The organism is Nannocystis punicea, from assembly GCF_026965555.1.
GTDB lineage: Bacteria > Myxococcota_A > Polyangia > Nannocystales > Nannocystaceae > Nannocystis > Nannocystis punicea.
This window is the reverse complement of sequence record NZ_CP114040.1, coordinates 4244170-4262889: the sequence shown is the minus strand read 5'-3', so window position 1 is coordinate 4262889 and position 18720 is coordinate 4244170. Positions and strand designations below refer to the sequence as shown.

The window sequence follows — 18720 nt, the reverse complement described above, 5'->3', positions numbered from 1 at the left end:
GCCCGCCGCGACAGGTCCCTCCGGGCACCAGCCGGCGGCGACGCGCCGTCGTGCGCCGGGCAGAGCCTGGCGCCGCACCGATCCCTTCGCACATGTCCCTTTCACCCTGCCCGCGACAACAGGTCTCTTCGGACATGTCCTCGAGGAGGCCGCGCGCGTGAGCCCGCGCCTGCGCACCGCGCTCAAGCTGCTGCTCGGCCTGGGTCTCTTGGCCGGGCTGGTGTGGTGGCTGGTGCCCGGCGGCGACGAGCTGCGGGCCGCGTTCGCGCGGGCCGAGCTGCGGCCCGGGTGGCTCGGCGTGTGCTTGCTGGCGACCTTCGCCGCGACCCTCGTCACCAGCGCGCGCTGGCGGCTGATGGCCGAGGCGATGGGCGGCAACCGGCTGCCGCTCGTCGCCTACTTCCACAGCCTCGCGCTGACCAAGATCCTCGGCCAGGTCAGCTCCGCGTTCGTCATGGACATCGTCGGCCGCGGCGTCGCCCTGCGGGCCGCCGGCTCGCAGCGCGGCCTCGGCCACGCCATCACCCAGGCGGTGCTCGAGCGGGTGTTCGACCTCGTCCTGCCGGTCATGCTGCTGGCCTGGGCGCTCGTCGCCTGGCGCGGCGGCTTCACCGGCGCCGAGGCGGCCGGCTCGTTCGCCGGCGTGTGCCTGCTGTTCGCCGCCCTCGCCGCAGTCTGCCTGGCCCCGCTGACGCGCCTCGCCCTGCGCACCTACGCGGCCGCCCGCGCCCTGCGGGCCCGCCTGCGCCGCGTCGCCGTCGACGACGCCGAGCTCGACCCGCCCGTCGTCGACCGCCGCCTGGCCGTGCAGATCGGCGTCTACAGCCTGCTGCGCTACCTCGCCGCCATGCTGCTGTTCTGGTCGACCGCCGCCGGCATCGGCGTCGACTTCAGCTTCTTCCAGATCGCCGCCGCCACCCCGATCGGCCAGCTCGCGGGCATGCTCGGCTTCACGCCGGGGGCGCTGGGGATCCAGGAGGCCGGGTGGGTCGGCGGCTTCAAGTGGGTCGGGGCCGACGACGCCGCGATCGCGCTGTTCGTCCTCAGCTCGCGGCTGATCATGACCGCCTCGTTCGCCGTGCTCGCGCTCGTCAGCTGGCCGCTGCTCCGCCGCAGCCGCGCCGCCGCCGGGCCCGGGCAATGAGCTGTCTCTTCAGACATGCCCCCGGCGGCATGTCCGATTCACCATGTCTTATTAAACATATCTTTCACGGCGTGACGATGTTGAACGTCGGCGGGAAGCGATCGAGCAGGCCGAGGAACTCCTCGACGGCCGCCCGGTTGCCGCGCAGCTTGAGCGTCCTGGCCGCGATCGCCTCCTCGAGCGTCGTCTCCCCGAGCTGCAGCTCGATCAGCGCCATCTTCGTCAGCGCCAGGCTGGCGTCCGCGCCGGCGACCTCGGCGGTGCGGCGCGAGTAGTTGAGCACCCCGCGGTCGACCGTCAGCTCGTAGCGCTCCTTGAGGTCGGTCAGCTCGACGTCGAGCTTCAGCGTCTTCGCGGCCGCCCGCGCGCCGTTGAGGCGGACCGCCAGGTAGTCGAACAGCAGCGTCGGCGTCAGCGCGCGCAGGGTGTCGCTGCCGCTCGTGTTCGTCGGCGGGCTCTCGGGCACGCCGTTGCGCAGCTCGCTGGCGCCTTGCAGGTACGACGAGCGCCACGGCCCCGACTCCGCCTGGTAGCCCAATTGCTCGTAGGCGTCCGCCAGCAGCTCCTTGCCGGCGACGCTGTCGGGGTTGGCGAACACCACGTGCCGCAGCACCTGCGCCACCCAGCGGTACTCGCCGCGCGCGAAGTCGGCGCGGGCGCGCTCGATCACCGCCGCCTCGCCGCCCATGTAATCGACGTACCTGCGGGCCGCCGGCTCCTGCGGCAGCTCGTCGAGGTCCGACGGGTTCCCGCTGTAGAAGCCCATGTAGCGCTGGTACACCGCCCGCGCGTTGTGGCGGACCGTCCCGTAGTAGCCGCGGTTCGGCCAGTACTGCGCCAGCGCCGGCGGCAATTGCAGGTACTCGGCGATCTCCGACCCCAGGTAGCCGAAGTTGAGCATGTGCAAGGATTGGTCGTGGATGTACTTGTAGAGGTCGCGCTGCTGCTCGAGGTAGGTGCGCACCGTCTTCGGGCCCCACATCGGCCAGTGGTGGGCCTGGAACTTGACCTCGATCCCGTCGCCGTAGAGCTCGATCGTCTCTTGCAGGTACTTGGCCCACGCCAGCGCGTCGCGCACCGGCGCCCCGCGCAGCGTCAGGATGTTGTGCAGCGTGTGGGTCGCGTTCTCCGCCATCCACATCGCCTTGAACTGCGGGAAGTAGGTGTTCATCTCCGACGGCGCCTCGGTGTTCGGCGTCAGCTGGAACACCATCTTCACCCCGTCGATCGTCAGCTCCTGCCCGGTCTTCGTGATCGACTGCGTCGGCGCGATGAGCGACACCGTCCCGCCGGCGGTGGCGATGCCCAGGCCGCTGCCCACGTTGCCCTGCGGGTCGCGCGGCAGGAACAGCCCGTACATGTACGACGCGCGCCGCGTCATCGCCGTGCCCGCGAGCACCATCTCGCTGACCGCGTGGGCCATGAAGCCCTCGGGTGCGACGATCCGCACCCGCCCCGAGCGCACGTCGGCCTCGTCGACCAGGCCGCGGACCCCGCCGTAATGATCGGGGTGCGAATGGCTGTAGATCACGGCCACGATCGGCCGGTCGCCGAGGTGCTGCTTGACCAGCGCGTGCGCGGCCCTCGCCGTCTCGATCGTCAGCAGCGGGTCCATCACGATCCACCCGCGGTCGCCCTTGATGAACGTGATGTTCGCCAGGTCGAAGCCGCGGACCTGATAGATCCGCTCCGACACCTTGAACAGCCCGTAGATCAGGTTCAGCTGGGCCTGTCGCCACAGGCTCGGGTTCACCGTGTCGGGCGCCGGCGCGTCGCGGCGGATGAATTTCTTGAAGGGCTCGAGGTCCCACACCACGTTGCCGTCGCCGTCGGTGATGGTCAGGGTGTGCGGGCGGGCGATGAGTCCGCGCTCCGCGTCCTCGAAGTCCGAGCGGTCGTCGAACGGCAGTCGATGGAGCAGCGCCTCGTTGGCCTGGCGCGTCGCCTCCGTCGCCGGCTTGGGCCCCGCCGGGCCCGCGGCCGTCACCGCGTACGTGGCTCCCGCCAGCAGCGACGCGAGGACGCCCATCGTGATTCGTACTGCACCGGGTCTGCGGGGCCGCATGGTCCGACGTATGGCCGAGGACTGCGCCCGCGCCAGTGACCGCCCGCCCGCCCGTTCGCGCCCGCCGGGGCCTCCGGAGGCCTGCAGCCCGGCAATGGCCACACCTGTCCTTGCGAACAGCAATCACCACACTCGCCGCGCCCCCCGCCGCCTGCCGATGCAGTCTGCACGGATCCTTGCAATCGCGACAGCGAGCGGCCAGCCAGCCTCGCCCGCGCCTCGCCCGGGCTCGCCGTCGCTCACGGCGGCAGCGACGCCGACGGCCCGCCGGCCTCGCGCTCGTGGTTCACCCGCGAGCGATGCGTGGCCGACGTCGGCGCCGGGACCGCGATGAAATCACCTGTCCCGGAGGACATGCCCCGAAGCTCAGGGCGCCACGAGGATCCGCGCCGAGCGGGCCGGCACCATCACCGTCGGCCCCTCGACCATCTCGCCCGTCAGCTCGTCCTTGAGCGCCATCGCCGGCAGCCCGCCGATCGACTTCGCCGCGTCGCTGCGGTTGACCGCGACCGAGACCGTCTCGCCCTCGCCGGCCATCGAGTAGGCCAGGCTGTCGGCGTCGGCGCCGAGGCGGGTGTAGGAGCCGCGGCGGAGCGCCGGGTGGGCCGCGCGGATCGTCCCCAGGTCTTGCACATGGCCCAGGAGCCAGCTCTGCCCGCTCGAGTAGCCGTCCCACTGCATGAAGCGGCGGTTGTCGGGGTCGCCGGCGCCTGGCATCCCGACCTCGTCGCCGTAGTAGACGAGCGGCGCGCCGAGCGTCGTGTAGAGGATCGTGAACGCCAGGCCGAGCCGCTCGAACGCGGCCGCGCCGCCGGGCAGGCCGGGCTTGTCGTTCCAGGCCTTGTCCTTGCCGTCGGCCCATTGGTTGTTCCACACCGGCGTGTCCTCGGCCAGGTGGATCGCGCGCGGGATGTCGTGATTGCCGATGAACGTGCTCATCACCGCCGCGCCGCCGTTGTAATAGTTATTGTTGCCGTCGATGAAGTCGGCCAGCTCGGTCATCGAGCCCTGGCGCATCAGCACGTTGTAGGCCATCTGCATGCGCAGCGGGAAGTCGAACTGGCCGTCGAGCTTGTCGCAGCCGACGTACTTGTTGATGGTCGGCTTGTCGCCGGTGAACGTCTCGCCGACCATGTAGAAGTGCTGGCCCGACATCGGCTCGACGTCGGCCTTCACGCGCGCGCGCAGGTCGGTCAGCCACTCCATCTTGATGTGCTTGACCGCGTCGAGGCGGAACCCGTCGACCCCGGTGTCCTTGATCCACTGGAGCGCGTTGTTCACCGAGTAGTCGCGGGCCGCCTGGTTGCTGAAGTTGAAGTCGGGCAGGTAATCGGTGAACCAGCAGCGCTCGCCGTCGGCCCCGTCCCACGAGCAGCCGGCCCCGCACACGCAGTCGCCGCCGTTGCCGTTGTCGTTCGGGTTGAACCAGTCCGGGTGCTCCGCGTACACCGGCGCGCTGACGTGCACGTGGTTCATCGCGTAGTCGAGGATCACCTTCAGGTCGGCCGCGTGGGCCGCGGTCACCAGCGCCTGCAGCTCGGCCAGCGAGCCGAAGTGCTCCTCGGTCTGCGACAGGTCGGTCGGCCAGTAGCCGTGGTACGCGCTGTACAGGTGCCCGTCGGTGCCGATGCCGTCGTCCGACGTGTTGTTCATCGGCACCGTCAACCACAGGGTGTTGACGCCGAGCTCGGTGAAGTAGCCCTCCTCGATCTTCGCCGTCACCCCGGCCCAGTCGCCGCCCTGCCAGTCGGCCGCCGTCTCGACCCCGATCAGCGCGTCATTGCCGGGGTCCCCGTTGTTGAAGCGATCGACGAACACGAAGTAGATCACCGAGTCGCGCCAGTCGAACGCCCCCTCCTGCTCGACCGCGCACGACGCCGCCTCGCAGCTGAACATCTCGCAGGTCATCGGCTGCAGCACCGAGTTGTAGCCGCCGAACCCGTCGTCGACCTGGTCGGGGTTGTTCGGGTCGGGGATCCACGACATCGACCCGTCGATGCGCAGCTTGTACTGCACCGACGTGTCCCATGGGACAGGTACGGTCACGCGCCAGGTCGTGCCGTCGGTCTTCATCGCCGCGCCCTTCGTCCAGCCGTCGGGGGCGAAGCTCCCCATCACCTCGACCGACGTCTCGCCCATGTCGGGGTACGTGAACTCGTAGTCGCAGCGCTTGAGGGCGTCGTCACACATCGGCGGCGGCGGCTCGCCCGTCGTCGGCTCCCCGCCCGTCGTCGGATCGACCTGCCCCCCGGTCGCGTAGCCGGTCACGCCGCCCCCCATCGACGGGTCGTACGGCATCGTGCTCGGCGGCATCGTCGCCGTCTCGGTCGTCTCCGACTCGAGCGGCGGATCGGTGCAGCCGACCAACAAGATCGAAAGGACAGGCAGAATCCGGAGCGAGCGGGCCACGCGGGCCCAGGATGGCGCCGTTGCCCGCCCGGGGTCAAGCATCCGGTCGCCTCCTACCCGCCCTCGCAGGCCCGGCAGGCCCGATCGCGGGCCGACGTCGTCAAGGCCGGGCTCGCTCGCGGCCCGCCCAGCCCCGGCCGCTCAAACATGAACTTCAGGACATGGCGAATCAGTCAGCCTATGTCCGCGGCCCCGTCGACCTGCAGCCGACCACGCCGGTCGGGCGCGACCTCTCCGAGCGCCCCTGGCCGCGCGGACGCCGAAGCTCCGCGATCGATCCGTCGCGCTCGCTCGAGCACACGCAGGCGCGAGTCCTCATCCTCGGCGCTCGCGCCTCACTTCGGCCCGAAGTCCTGGCGATAGCTGCCGCCCTCGATGTCCGCGAGCAGACCGATCTGCCGCGGCAGCCAGCCGAGCGCGCGCGCGTGCGTCGCTCGCACGCGGCTGTTCGACGCCAGGCCGAGGCTCGCCGCCTCGACGCCGAGCGCCGCGACAGCCTCGGCGAGCGGCCACTCGACCGTGCGCTCGCCGAACCCGAGCATGCGCCCGATCGATCGCGCCACCTCGCCCAGCGCCGCCTCGCCGTTCTCGGCGAAGAAGAAGCTCCCGGGCTCCGCCTTTTCGATCGCCAGCGCGTACAGGTCGACCAGATCGTCGATGTGTACATTCGACCAAATGTTGCGACCCGGGCCGATATGGACCCCCGCGCCGCGCTGCCGGGCCGCGCCGATCAACATCGGCACCTGGATCGAGTCGCGCTTGCTGCCGGAGCCGCGGCCGTAAATCATCGTCGGGCAGATCACCGCGCTGCGCACACCCTCGCTCGCCGCGTCGCGGACGCGCCGATCGATCGCCACGCGCGCCGCCTTCGCCGGGATCGGCGTGTTCGGCGTGTCGTCGGTGAACACCCGCTCCGAGTACTCCCCCGTGCCCTCGTCGGCCACGATCGACGACCCGCTCGTGTGCACCAGCGTCTTGCCGGTCCCGCGCAGGCCCGCGATCAGCGCCTCGACCGCCGGCCGATGATCGGAGTCCGCGGTGTTGACCACCACATCGGCCTCGCTCGCCAGCCGCTCCAGCAGCGGCGCGTCGCCCAGCCCGCCGATCACCGGCCGCACGCCCGTCGCCTCGATGCGCCCCGCCGCGGCCGGATCGCGGACCAGTCCGACCACCGCGAAGCCGTCCTGCACCAGCCGCCGCGCCACCGACCCGCCGATATAACCGGAAACACCTGTCACGAATGCACGCTTCATCTCGAAGTCCCTCGTGCCGCCAGTCTGGTCTGTTCCGTTCGCGCATGGTAGTTTGATTCCTGGCACACGTCCTGTGCCCGAGAGGCAAAGCTGCCCGTGGATCTGACCCCGCAACTCCAGGCGTTTGTCCGCAGCGTGCGCGCCGGCAGCTTCAGCGCCGCCTCGCGCGAGGCTGGCACCACCCCCTCGGCCTTCAGCAAGCAGGTCGCGCGGCTCGAGCAGAAGCTCGGCGTGCCGCTGGTCGTGCGCACCGGCCTGGGTCTGCAGCCGACCCCGGAGGGCGAGGCCCTGTTCGAGCGGGTCCAGCGGGCGCTCGACGACATCACCGACGCCTGCGAGGAGGCCGCGCGCGCCACCGGTCCGCGCGGCGTCGTGCGGATGAGCGCCCCGGTCGAGCTCGGCCACGCCTGGCTGGTCCCGCGGCTGCCCGCGCTCCACCGTGCCCACCCGCAGATCGGCCTCGAGCTCGGCCTCGCCGACCGCTTCGTCGACCTGCACGCCGAGCAATTCGACGTCGCCCTGCGCGTCGGCGGCGAGGGCGACGGCCGGCTGGTCCAGCGGCGGATCGGCCGCCTGCGTCGCAACTTCTGCGCCACCCCGACCTACCTCAAGTCGCACGGCGTCCCGCGCTCCCCCGACGCCCTGTCGCGCCACGCTCACCTCGCCATCCTCCGCGGCGGCCTGCGCGTCCCGTGGGAGCTGCCCGGCGGCGGCCGCCTCGTCCCGCAGGGTCCCTTCGCCGCCGACAGCAACGAGGCCCTGCGCCAGCTCGCCCTCGCCGGCGTGGGCATCGCCTGGCTGCCGGACGTCACCATCGCCGCCGACGTCAAGCGCGGCGCCCTGCGCGTCCTGTTCGCCGACACCCCCGAGGACGGCCTGCCCATCCACCTCGTGTTCCCCCAGGGCCGCCTGCTCGCCCCCCGCGTCCGCGCCGTCGTCGACTTCCTCGCCGCCGCCGCCCGCACCACCATGCCCGCCTGAACCTGTCCCTTGCGACACATTCATTCTCATGTCCTTCAGGACATGGCGAAGAGAGCATGTCCATGCGAACAGGTCGGGCTCATGACCCCGCGGCAGTGCGGCGCGCCACGACTCGAGGCATGCGAAGCTCCGCTGCCCTGCGCTGGACGTTGCGGCCCATCGGGCCGCTCCAGCGAGCAGGCCTCACCGTCTGCCAAATCCGTAATTCCGATCACAATAATTTCACACCTCGTCCTCCTCTATCTTGTTGGTTGCGCATCCCGGTCGTCGCCTCCGCGCGCTGCGTGGTATGACCGACGCGTGGCATGACCCTCGAGCCGGCACGATTCGGGCGCACCGCCGCCGCGCTGGCCCGCGGCCCGCTCGGCTTGCTCGCGCTGTGCCTCGTGTTCTCCTACGGCGTCGCCGGCGCCTTCGGAGGCGTCGCCGTCGATCACCTCACCGACGGCCAGCGCAGCGTCCTCGTCGGCTTCATCGTCCTGTTCCCCCTGGCGGTCCTGGCGGCCCTGTACCGGCTCGTCACCCGCCACCACCTCAAGCTCTACGCCCCGGGCGACTTCCGCGAGGAGCGGCACTTCGTCGAGGTCGGCCGCCCTGCTCCCGAGCGCCTCACCGCCGTCAGCCCCCCGGGCCTCGTGGAGCCCGTGGTGCACGGCGACGACTTCCTCCTCATCGACGTCGCCCCGCCCGCCAACAGCCCCCCGCGCCCGCGCCCCGGCTTCTGGACCCGCCCCGGCGAGACCTACTACGTCACCCGCCAGGGCCTCGCCTACCTCCTGCGCTCCCCCGCCCAGCGGGCCCAGCTCACCCGCGTCGACGCCCTCCCCGACGACTGCAGCCCGATCGCCAGCCAGCACTGCGACTCGGCCCTGTGCGCCCTCGCCGAGGCCGCCGACTCCCGCTGACCTTAAGAACATGTCCCAGGCGCCATGTCCTCGCCGACATGCCCGATGCGACATGCCCATCCAGTCAGACTCTCCGCCGACCGCCAGCCCCGCGCCTCTCGCCGCGAGGCACGCGCCCGGACTCGGCGCCCAGCTCGCCGCGCACCCCACTCACGGCTCGGCCCCCCGAGGCACACGCCCGGACCTCCGCCCCGCCTTCGCCGCGTACCCCACTCGTCGTTCAGCCGCGAGCGGGCCCCGGATCTCGGCTTCGCCGACCGTCACCGCCCAAAGAGAGCTCCCGGAGGACGGGGCCGGGACGCCCTGGCACCGAGTTTGCGCAGGACGAGGCAACAGCAGCCTCGAAGCTCCCTGTCCCTCACGAAGTCCGAGCAACTGTTTGAGGGGACAGGGCGTCCCGGACACCGGCCCCGCGACCCTCGCCGCGCATCGATCCGGGGCCCGCTCGCGGCGTGCGATCGCCCCCACGCACGAACAGACGCCCGCTCGCCCCGATCGCCCGCGACGAACAAACCCGCCGGACCTCCGCACTCAGATCGTCGCGCACCGCACTCGCGGGCCATCCCCGTCCGAGGCACACGCCCGGACCTCCGCCCCGCCTTCGCCGCGTACCCCACTCGTCGTTCAGCCGCGAGCGGGCCCCGGATCTCGGCTTCGCCGACCGTCACCGCCCAAAGAGAGCTCCCGGAGGACGGGGGCCGGGACGCCCTGGCACCGAGTTTGCGCAGGACGAGGCAACAGCAGCCTCGAAGCTCCCTGTCCCTCACGAAGTCCGAGCAACTGTTTGAGGGGACAGGGCGTCCCGGACACCGGCCCCGCGACCCTCGCCGCGCATCGATCCGGGGCCCGCTCGCGGCGTGCGATCGCCCCACGCACGAACAGACGCCCGCTCGCCCCGATCGCCCGCGACGAACAAACCCGCCGGACCTCCGCCCTCAGATCGTCGCGCACCGCACTCGCGGGCCATCCCCGGATGAGGCACACGCCCGGACCTCCGCCCCGCCTTCGCCGCGCACCCCACTCGTCGTTCAGCCGCGAGCGGGCCCCGGATCTCGGCTTCGCCGACCGTCACCGCCCAAAGAGAGCTCCCGGAGGACGGGGGCCGGGACGCCCTGGCACCGAGTTTGCGCAGGACGAGGCAACAGCAGCCTCGAAGCTCCCTGTCCCTCACGAAGTCCGAGCAACTGTTTGAGGGGACAGGGCGTCCCGGACACCGGCCCCGCGACCCTCGCCGCGCATCGATCCGGGGCCCGCTCGCGGCGTGCGATCGCCTTCGCGCCCGACCTCGCCTCACCAGCCCCCGCTCGCCTCCGACCCACGCGAGCATGTCCTCCGAGACATGCCCCAAAAGACAGCCTAACCAGCCCGCCCGAGACGCGAGCCGAACGGGCAGCTCAGACGTCGCCCTCGGCCCCGTAGAGCAGCCGGGCCGCGCGCGCCACCTGCTCGACCACCAGCTCGGGCCCGTAGAGCTCCCCCGTCCAGCCGACCAGGCGAGAGAACCACACGTCTTCGAGGACAGTCAGGCGCTCGAGCTCGATCGCGCTGACCGGTCCGTCCTCGCGGCCGCGGATGGCCCCCACGATCAGCTCCATCAACGCCGTGTGGAACCGTTGCAGCCGCTCTGCCAGCGCGTTCTCCCCGGTCGCCGCCGAGCGGATCACCGCCCGACCGAGGTGGGGCCTCGCGCACAGCGTCTCGGTCAGCGCCGCGAAGCACTGGACCAGGCGCTCGAGGCGGGTCGCGCCTTGCAGTGGTTCGGCCGCGAAGCGCTCGCGCAGCGCCACCAGCTCGAGCGACAGCACCCCGACCAGCAGGTCCTCCTTGCTGCGGAAGCGCTTGTAGACCGTGCCGAGGGCCACGCCGGACGCCTGGGCCACGTCGCGCAGGCGCACCGCCGAGAAGCCGCCGGTCTCGGCGAGTCGGACCGCCGCGTCGAGGATTCGACGGGCGCGGTCGTCGACCAGGGTGAGCTCACCGGGGAGCGGAACTGCGGTCATCCCCCTGGGTGTATGCGTCCCCGGGGACGGCGTCAACGCTTGGCCTCGACGCGAACGAGGACCCCGTGGCGCGGGCGCATCGTGATCTGGAACTCCTGCGCGATTCGGGCGCGCGCGCTCAGCGACAGGCGGAAGCGCTGGGCGATCATCGCCAGCACCAGAGTGCCCTCGAGCAGCGTGAAGTGATTGCCGATGCACATGCGCGGACCGGCGCTGAAAGGGATGTAGGCCAGCTTGTGCCGGCCTTGCGGCTGCCCTGGCAGGAACCGCGCCGGCTCGAACTGCTCCGGCTCGTCCCAGAAGCGCGGGTCGCGGTGCATCAGGAATGGCAGGTAGAGCACGCGATCGCCCGGGTACACGCGATGGCCCGCCAGCTCCGTCTCGGCGACGATGTCGCGGCCCCCGCTCCACGTGGGCGGATACAGCCGCAGCGACTCCTGCAGCACCGCCTTCGTGTAGACCAGAGTCGACTGCACGTCCTCGGCGGTCGGCACGCGCCCCTCGAGTCGGTCGACCTCCGCGATCAGCTTGTCCCACACCGCCGGGTGCGTCCCCAGCAGGTAGAACGTCCACGCCAGCGCGATCGCGGTGGTCTCGTGGCCCGCCAGGAAGAACGTGGCGATCTCGTCGCGCACCAGCCGCGGGTCGAGCGGCGCGCCGTTCTCGTCGCGCGCGTTGAGGTACGCGGCCAGCAGGTCGTCGCCGTGCGTGCCCGCCGCCCGCCGGCGCGCGATGATGTCGAACGTCACCGCGTCGAGCGTCCGCAGCGCCTTGCGCAGGCGCAGGTTGCCCGGCGTCGGCCACGCCAGCGGCAGCTGCAGCATCTGGTTGCCGCGGCCCGACACCTGCTCGAGCGCCACCGTGAACGCCGCCGCCGACTCGCCCACGCGCGCGCGCAGGTCGAGGCTGAAGAGCGTCTCGCCGATGATCTCCATCGCCAGCCCGAGCAGCTCCGAGTACACGTCGAACTCGTCGCCGACGCGGAAGCGGCGGGTCCACTCGGCCAGCGTCCGCTCGGTCAAGCGCGTCATCTTGCCGGCCAGCGCCGCCACGCTGCCCTTGTTGAACGACGGCTGGGCGATCCGCCGCTCGCGCCGCCACAGCTCGCCCTCGCTGGTCAGGATCCCGTCGCCCACCAGCATGCGGATCGAATCATAAGTGTCGCGCTTGCCGTACGAGTCCTTGTCCGTGAGCAGGATCTGCTCGACCGCGTCCGGGTGCAGCGCCACGAACAGCGAGTGCTTGCCGACGCACAGGCGGAAGAAGTCGCCGTGCTTCTTCCGCGCCGACTCGACCAGCGGCATGAGCCCGTGCCAGGTCAGCATCGGCAAGTGGCCGAACACCGGGAACCGCGTCGGCGTCGGGATCGAATCGATGGGCGGCGAGACACGGTCGAGCAGGGCTTGCAGCACGGTTGTCATCCTTCTTTGAAACGCGTTCTACACCCCTAGAACATGTTTCATTCCACGGCAAGCGGAACCCCGGCTCGACTTCGAGCATTGGGCATCATGAGCGAGAATTAAGCCGGCAGACCACCGTCGGCGAGCACGTCGACGGCTCGACGGGCGCGAGCGACTTCGCGCAGCGCGGCGTCGACCCGCCCTCCCGGGCGACCATGACCTGCCCGCAAGGACATGCCCCCAGAGACACAAATTCTCATCGCCCCTGCGCGTTTGGACATGTCTGAAAAAACATGCCCATGAAGACATGTCCCCACGGACATGCCCTTCGGAGAGCACCGCCTCCTCACAGGCACGGATCGCCGGCCGGCAGCAGCACCCGCAGCGAGCGCGGCGCCATCGGCACCGCCGCGCCGGGGCTCAGCGCGAACGCCTCCCCCGTCCGCGCGTCGACGTACTCCCCTGCGGCGAGGGACAGCCCCGCCAGCCCGACCTCTCGCCCCTCGCCCGCCCCCGACACCAGCACCAGCGCGCGCTCGCCCGCCGGCGTCTCGCGCTCGAACGCATACGTATCGGCAGTCACAGTCACCGCCCGCCGCGCCCCGCGGAGCAGCGCCGGCGAGCAGCGCCGCAGCGTCCCGAGCGCGCGCGCGGTCGCCAGCAGCTGCGCCTGCGGGGACGACAGGGCGTCCCAGGCCGGCATCACCCGCCGGTTATCGGGGTCCTGCCCCCCGGCCAGCCCGACCTCGTCACCATAATAAATCACCGGCAGCCCCGGCAGCGTCAGCACCAGGCCGAGCGCCAGCTCCTGGCGCTCGTACGGCAGCGCCTCGATCGGCTGCGGCTCCGGGCTGGCCCATGGGTCAGGTGCCGTCCCGCCGGCCGCCTCCGACAAGAACCGCGTCACGTCGTGGTTGCCGATCATCCGCGTCAGCGTCCCGCCGCTGCCGGCCGTCTTGGCCTCGACCTCGACCAGCGACGCCTCGACCGCCGCGAAGCCGGCCGACTCGTGGGCGATCGCGTCGCGCAGCGCCCACATCAGCGGGAAGTCGAACACGCTGTCGAGCCCGTCGGGCCCGAGGTAGTAGCGGATCACCTCGATCCCCCACGACCCGGGCCCCGTGTACACCTCGCCGACGAAGAAGCTCGCCTCGCGCGGCGCCAGCCGCTCGCGCACCTCCGCCGCGATCCGCCGGGTCGCCGCCCGCGGCATCATCGGCACCGCGTCGACCCGCAGCCCATCGACGTCGAACGCCTCCATCCACCACACCGCGTCCTCGTAGGCCCAGCGCAGCGCCTCGGGCCGCTCGAGCCGCAGGTCGGGCAGGTACTGCGTGAACCAGCAGGTCTGGATGTACCGCCCCCAGTCGCAGCTGCCGAGCCCGCACACGCATGGCGGATCGGACATGTTCCAAAGATCGCTCGACTGCGACTCGCGGTAGCGCGGGTTGTCCTCGTACACGTGGTTGGGCACCAGGTCGAGCAGCACCCGGATCCCCCGCGCGTGCGCGGCCGTCACCAGCGACCGAAGCGCCGCCTCGCCGCCGATCCGCGGGTCCACCCCGCGCGACTCGAGCGGCCAGTAGCCGTGATACCCCTCGTACAGATGCCCGTCGCCGCGGCCCTCGCGGGCCTCCTCCGGGTTCACGTAGACCGGCGACAGCCACAGCGCGGTCGCCCCGAGCGCCTCGATCCCGTCGAGCTCCGCCTCGATCCCGTCGAGCGTCCCGCCAGCGCGACCGCCCGGGCTCGCCGGCGGCCCCAGCGGCGCTCCGTTCGGTCCGCGGAAGCGGTCGATCATGATCTGCACGAGCAGCCCCTCCTGCGGCCGCTCCGCCGCCGGCTCGACCCAACCGACCGCCCGCCCCCTTGCCTCGCGTCCGGCCTCGTCGACCGCCACCAGCTCGAGCGAATGCTTGCCGCGCGGCAGTCCGGCGCGCTCGATCGTGATCGCCCCGCTCGCTCGATCGATCACCGCCGGCACCACGGTCCCGTCGCCCGCGCGCCCTTCTGCGCGCGTCAGCGGCGATCCGTCGCCGGCCGCCAGCAGCCGCGCCGACGCCGTCCATTCGCCCGTCGGCGTCGCCGCCACGCCGTCCACCACCAATTGCGGCTGTTCACAATCGGCGATCCGCAGCAGCGACACCTCGAGGTCGTCCTGCTCCTGCCAGAACGTCGACAGCGGGTTGTGTGCGTCGATTCGGTCGACCCCGTCCTCGACGATCAAGTACCCGTATTCGCCCGGCGGCAGCTCCACGCGGGCCACCAGCCACTCCGGGTCCTCCGCGCTCGGCCGCAGCGGGATCCCGGGCACGTACCACGAGTTCCACGAGCCCACGATCTCGAGCGACGCCCCCGGGCGCTGCGGCTGCGCCCACACCGTCGCCGCGCAGTCGCGTCGCGGTGGCGCCGCATCCTCGCACGCAGCGAGCCCGACCGCGATCGCCGCGGCCGCGACCCTGGCGGACCTGCCTCGCCTCTGCATCCGCGCCAGCGTATCACGAAGGCCTCGCTGCCGGCCGCCCCGTGCAGCCTCGTGCGCGTCTGCCTTGTGGTGCTACGGGTCTTGCGGAGCCACTCATGCAGTCACAACAGATGATCCAGGCCCTCGCGCAGATCACCTCGGACTTTCGCCGCGGCGACGTCGACGCCGCCTACCAGGGCTATCGCGACCTGTTCAGCAGCCCCGCGTTCTCTCAGGGCAGCGCCGAGGATCGGCGACACGCCCTGCGGCAGTTCGTCCACACTCAGGGCGCCCCGCCCCAGTTCACCCGGACCATGCGGGTCGCCCACGACGCCGCCGTCGGGCCGATCCAGGCCCTCGTCGCCGAGACCGACGATCCCGGCGACCGCGAGCTGCTGCGGGCCTTGAAGCAGCGCCTCGGCTGATCCCGCGATCCACGCTCGACAAGCGTCGTCGCTTCGGAGTACCAATGCGACGACGCCGTGCGCCGCGATCTACGTCCGCTCCTGTCCCTCGCCGTCGCGTTCCTCGGCGCCGCCGTCTCGCCTGCGGCCGCCGCTCAGAGCCCGGCCGCGCCGCCCACCACCTCGCAGCCCACGGCCTCCACGCCGCCGGTGACCCCGGCCGAGACCGAACCTGCCCCTGAGGACAGCTCGGCAGTCGGCCCCGAGGCCCCGCCCGACGCGGTCCCTGCGACCACCGCCGCGCCGCCGCCCGAGGCCCCGCCGCCGACCCCGGTGCCGGAGCCCAAGCCGACCAAGCCAGCCGCCCCGCACCCGCACGATCCGAACTCGCCGCCGGGCCTCGCCGACGGCTTCCATTTCGGCTCGTACGGCCGGGTCATCGCCGGCGGCGACTCGACCGGTCGGGCCGGCCGCAACGGCGACATCGTCGCCCGTGGTTCGCGGCTCGACGAGGCCAACTACGCCGAGCTCGAGCTGCGGCGCGAGGACTACTGGAAGTCGACCGGCGCCTACACGCGGATCGTCGCCACCACCGCGTTCGCCACCCCGATCTTCCACTACAACGGCCAGTTCTCCGCCGCCCTGGCGATCCGCAACCTCTACCTCGAGGTCCGCAACGCCGGCGTCAAGGGCCTGTCTTTTTGGGCAGGTTCACGCATGTACCGCGGCGACGACATCTACCTGCTCGACTTCTGGCCGCTCGACAACCTCAACACCATCGGCGGCGGCGTCGGCTACACCTTCAAGACCGGCACCGAGCTCAAGTTCCACGCCGGCCTCAATCAGCCGACCGATCCCTACTATCGCCAGACCATCCTGCGGCCGCCGGCCTACAATCAATTCGGCGCCGCCGAGGTCGCGATCCTCGATCGCCAGAAGCTGGTCAGCAGCATCAAGCTGAGCCACGTGTGGCCGGTCGGCGAGAGCGGCGGCGTCAAGGGCATCCTCTACGGCGAGCTGCACTACGTGCCCGAGGGCCAGCGCGAGGTCGAGAGCAAGGTCTACGAGAGCGTCCCCAGGGACAAGGGCTTCGTCGGCGGCGCCCAGGTCGGCGCCTTCACCGGCAAGCGCAGCACCTACGTCAACCTCACCGCGCGGTTCGCCTCCGGCCTCGCCGCCTACGGCGAGCTCAACGCCCCCCGGCAGTTGCGGCCCGATCGCCTGACCACCGGCGCCTACGAATTGCTCGTCACCCTCAGCGGCAACTGGGAGCGCGGCCCGTTCGGCCTGCTGATGGGCTCCTATTATCGCCAGTTCCGCAACGCCAGCCGCTCGCTCGATTGGGACGACCTCAACGAGGGCATCGTCATCGTCCGCCCGCAGGTGTGGTTCGCCAAGATCGCCGGCGTCGCGTTCGAGGCGTCCTACCAGGCCCAGCAGCGCGGCGTCGCCACCGAGGACGCGCCCAACCTGTTCAAGCCGGTGTTCGCGCAGATGGGCCGCTTCGGCCTGATCCCGTTCATCACCCCGGGCGGCCCCGGCGCGTTCCAGCGCCCGCACATCCGCCTGATCTACCTCCTCACCGTGCGCGACGCCGCCACGCGCTCGTTCTACCCGGCCGACGACGTGTTCGCCCGCCGCGGCGTCGACCACTTCATCGGCGTCGGCGCCGAGTGGTGGTTCGGGAGCACCAGCTACTTCCGCTGACGCGACCTCGGAGACTCGACCAATGCACGTCCGCCGACTCTCTCTCGCCCTCGCCCCGGCCCTGCTGGCCGCCGCCGGCTGCCTGCACTTCGACACCCTCGAGGAGCCGGTCAAGATCGCCACCCACGCCCAGGACTGGCGCGAGGCCGTCATCTATCAGGTGCTCATCGATCGCTTCGACGACGGCGACGACGGCAACAACTACTTGCTCGACCGCGAGAACATGGCGCGGTACCACGGCGGCGACTGGATCGGCCTCGAGAACCGGCTCGACTACATCCAGGAGCTCGGCGTCAACACGCTGTGGATCTCGCCGGTCATCAAGAACATCGAGACCGACGCCAACGTGGATGGTTATCACGGCTACTGGGCCGTCGATCTGACCCAGCCGAACGCCCACTTCGGCAACCTCGACGACCTGCGCAGCCTCGTCCGGGCCGCGCACGAGCGCGACATGCTGGTGGTGATCGACATCGTCGCCAACCACATGGGCCAGCTGTTCTTCTACGACATGAACCTCAACGGCGTGCCCGACATCCTGCTGCAGGGCACGGGCACCCGGCCGCAGGGCACCCCGGTGCCACCGGGCTTCGACCAGTCGGGCTTCACCCACATCACCGAGTACGACCCCGACTTCAACCCGCTGGGCATCCAGGCCTTCACCTCGCTGGGCCCGGCCGGGCCGGCGCCGATCGTCTTCCCGTACGACCCGAAGAGCGGCCACGTCACGCCGATGCCGCCGATCTTCCAGAACCCCGAGATCTACAACCGCAGGGGTCGCACCTTCAATTACGACGACCCGCAGCAGCTGCTGACCGGCGACTTCCCCGGCGGCCTCAAGGACGTCAACACCACCCGCTGCGACGTCAAGCAGGCGTTCGTCGACTCGTACGCGCGGTGGATCGAGCTGACCGACGCCGACGGCTTCCGCATCGACACGGTCAAGCACGTCGAGCGCGAGTTCTGGCGCTACTTCACCCAGCGCGTGCGCCAGCGGCTGGCGGCCCAGGGCAAGACCCAGTTCTTCATGTTCGGCGAGGCCTTCGACGGCCGCGACGATCTGGTCGGCTCGTTCACCAAGAACGACCTGCCGAGCGACGCCGAGCTCGCGCGCGAGAACTCGTGCGACGACGGCCCCAAGCTCACCGGCGACCAGCTCGACAGCGCCTTCTACTTCCCGCAGCACTACCAGGTGTTCCGCGACGTGTTCCAGGACGCCGCGTCGACCGACCGGATCGCCAACCTGTGGGCCAACAAGACCGTCAACTACGGCACCGTCGCGCCGAAGGACAGCGCCGGCATCCCGCCGTACAAGGCCCTCGTCAACTTCATCGACAACCACGACGTCGCGCGCTTCCTCTACTTCGCCCGCCAGCGCGTCGACAACGACCCCGCGTTCGCCGGCAAGTCGCTGCGCGACAAGGAGCTGCGCCTGCGGGCCATGCTGCAGAACGCCCTGCTGATGCTCATGACCGCCGAGGGCGTCCCCTGCCTGTACTACGGCACCGAGCTCGAGTACCGCGGCGGCAACGACCCGAGCAACCGCGAGGACATGTGGCGGCCCTACCCCTATTTGGGCGAATCTGCCGCGCCGCCGGCGTTCGACACCACCGGGCCGACCTTCGTCTTCACCAAGAAGCTGATCGAGTACAGGAAGAAGCTGGCGGCGCTGCGCCGCGGCGACACCAAGGTCGTGTGGTCGACCACGCGCACCGGCGACGAGACCGACGCCGGCATCTTCGCCTTCGAGCGCGCCGGCGGCGAGGCGGGCAACAACTACGTGCTCGTCGTCTTCAACACCAACCAGAACCACGACAGCCGCACCCAGTTCGACGGCGCCACCATGACCGTCTCGGCGCCCGCCGGCGCGGTGCTGGTCGACGTCCTCGGCGGCAACAAGAAGTACACCGTCGGCGCCGGCGGCGTCCTCGACCTCACCCTCCCGCCGGTGTCCGGCATGCTCCTGGTCCCGCAGCAGGACGTCTGAC

General features: G+C 71.1%; 12 protein-coding genes. 6 read left to right on the top strand and 6 right to left on the bottom strand.

Annotated features, from left to right (window positions below):
• Positions 1 to 157: 157 nt before the first annotated feature.
• Positions 158 to 1144 carry a lysylphosphatidylglycerol synthase transmembrane domain-containing protein gene (locus tag O0S08_RS16395; RefSeq protein WP_269040091.1) on the top strand — a complete coding sequence of 329 codons (987 nt, stop codon included), beginning with the start codon at positions 158 to 160 and terminating at the stop codon, positions 1142 to 1144.
• A 64-nt stretch (positions 1145 to 1208) separates the two neighbouring features.
• Here the strand turns inward: O0S08_RS16395 and O0S08_RS16390 are convergent, their stop codons facing one another.
• The 3 genes from O0S08_RS16390 to O0S08_RS16380 form a co-directional block, all read right to left on the bottom strand.
• Positions 1209 to 3209 carry an alkyl/aryl-sulfatase gene (locus O0S08_RS16390; protein ID WP_371879539.1) on the bottom strand — a complete coding sequence of 667 codons (2001 nt, stop codon included), beginning with the start codon at positions 3207 to 3209 and terminating at the stop codon, positions 1209 to 1211.
• Between the two features lie 366 nt (positions 3210 to 3575).
• Positions 3576 to 5618: an alpha-amylase family glycosyl hydrolase gene (locus O0S08_RS16385; RefSeq protein WP_269040089.1), complete on the bottom strand. Its 2043-nt coding sequence runs from the start codon at positions 5616 to 5618 to the stop codon at positions 3576 to 3578.
• A gap of 335 nt (positions 5619 to 5953) precedes the next feature.
• A complete protein-coding gene (locus tag O0S08_RS16380; protein ID WP_269040088.1) occupies positions 5954 to 6871 on the bottom strand; it encodes an NAD-dependent epimerase/dehydratase family protein in 918 nt (305 codons plus the stop codon).
• 96 nt (positions 6872 to 6967) lie between these two features.
• On the opposite strand from O0S08_RS16380, the gene O0S08_RS16375 reads away from it, so the two are divergent.
• Positions 6968 to 7852: a LysR family transcriptional regulator gene (locus O0S08_RS16375; protein WP_269040087.1), complete on the top strand. Its 885-nt coding sequence runs from the start codon at positions 6968 to 6970 to the stop codon at positions 7850 to 7852.
• A gap of 305 nt (positions 7853 to 8157) precedes the next feature.
• Positions 8158 to 8757 (top strand): hypothetical protein, encoded by a 600-nt coding sequence (locus O0S08_RS16370; protein ID WP_269040086.1) that lies wholly within the window; start codon positions 8158 to 8160, stop codon positions 8755 to 8757.
• A 1394-nt stretch (positions 8758 to 10151) separates the two neighbouring features.
• On the opposite strand, the gene O0S08_RS16365 is transcribed toward O0S08_RS16370, so the two are convergent.
• The 3 genes from O0S08_RS16365 to O0S08_RS16355 form a co-directional block, all read right to left on the bottom strand.
• Complete coding sequence (locus tag O0S08_RS16365; protein WP_269040085.1) at positions 10152 to 10757, bottom strand: TetR/AcrR family transcriptional regulator; 606 nt, start codon at positions 10755 to 10757, stop codon at positions 10152 to 10154.
• Between the two features lie 32 nt (positions 10758 to 10789).
• Entirely contained in the window at positions 10790 to 12169 is a 1380-nt protein-coding gene (locus tag O0S08_RS16360) for a cytochrome P450 (protein ID WP_269040084.1), read from the bottom strand.
• Between the two features lie 334 nt (positions 12170 to 12503).
• Positions 12504 to 14642, bottom strand: a complete 2139-nt coding sequence (locus tag O0S08_RS16355) for an alpha-amylase family glycosyl hydrolase (RefSeq protein WP_269040083.1) — start codon at positions 14640 to 14642, stop codon at positions 12504 to 12506.
• 95 nt (positions 14643 to 14737) lie between these two features.
• Between O0S08_RS16355 and O0S08_RS16350 the strand changes: the two genes are divergently transcribed.
• Genes O0S08_RS16350 through O0S08_RS16340 form a run of 3 tightly spaced genes read left to right on the top strand, consistent with a single transcriptional unit; the run spans position 14738 to position 18719 of the window.
• Positions 14738 to 15046: a hypothetical protein gene (locus tag O0S08_RS16350; RefSeq protein WP_269040082.1), complete on the top strand. Its 309-nt coding sequence runs from the start codon at positions 14738 to 14740 to the stop codon at positions 15044 to 15046.
• A gap of 57 nt (positions 15047 to 15103) precedes the next feature.
• Positions 15104 to 16732, top strand: coding sequence for a carbohydrate porin (locus O0S08_RS16345; protein ID WP_269040081.1), 1629 nt, complete (start codon positions 15104 to 15106; stop codon positions 16730 to 16732).
• Positions 16733 to 16754: 22 nt separating this feature from the next.
• Positions 16755 to 18719, top strand: coding sequence for an alpha-amylase family glycosyl hydrolase (locus O0S08_RS16340; RefSeq protein WP_269040080.1), 1965 nt, complete (start codon positions 16755 to 16757; stop codon positions 18717 to 18719).
• Position 18720 lies beyond the last annotated feature (1 nt).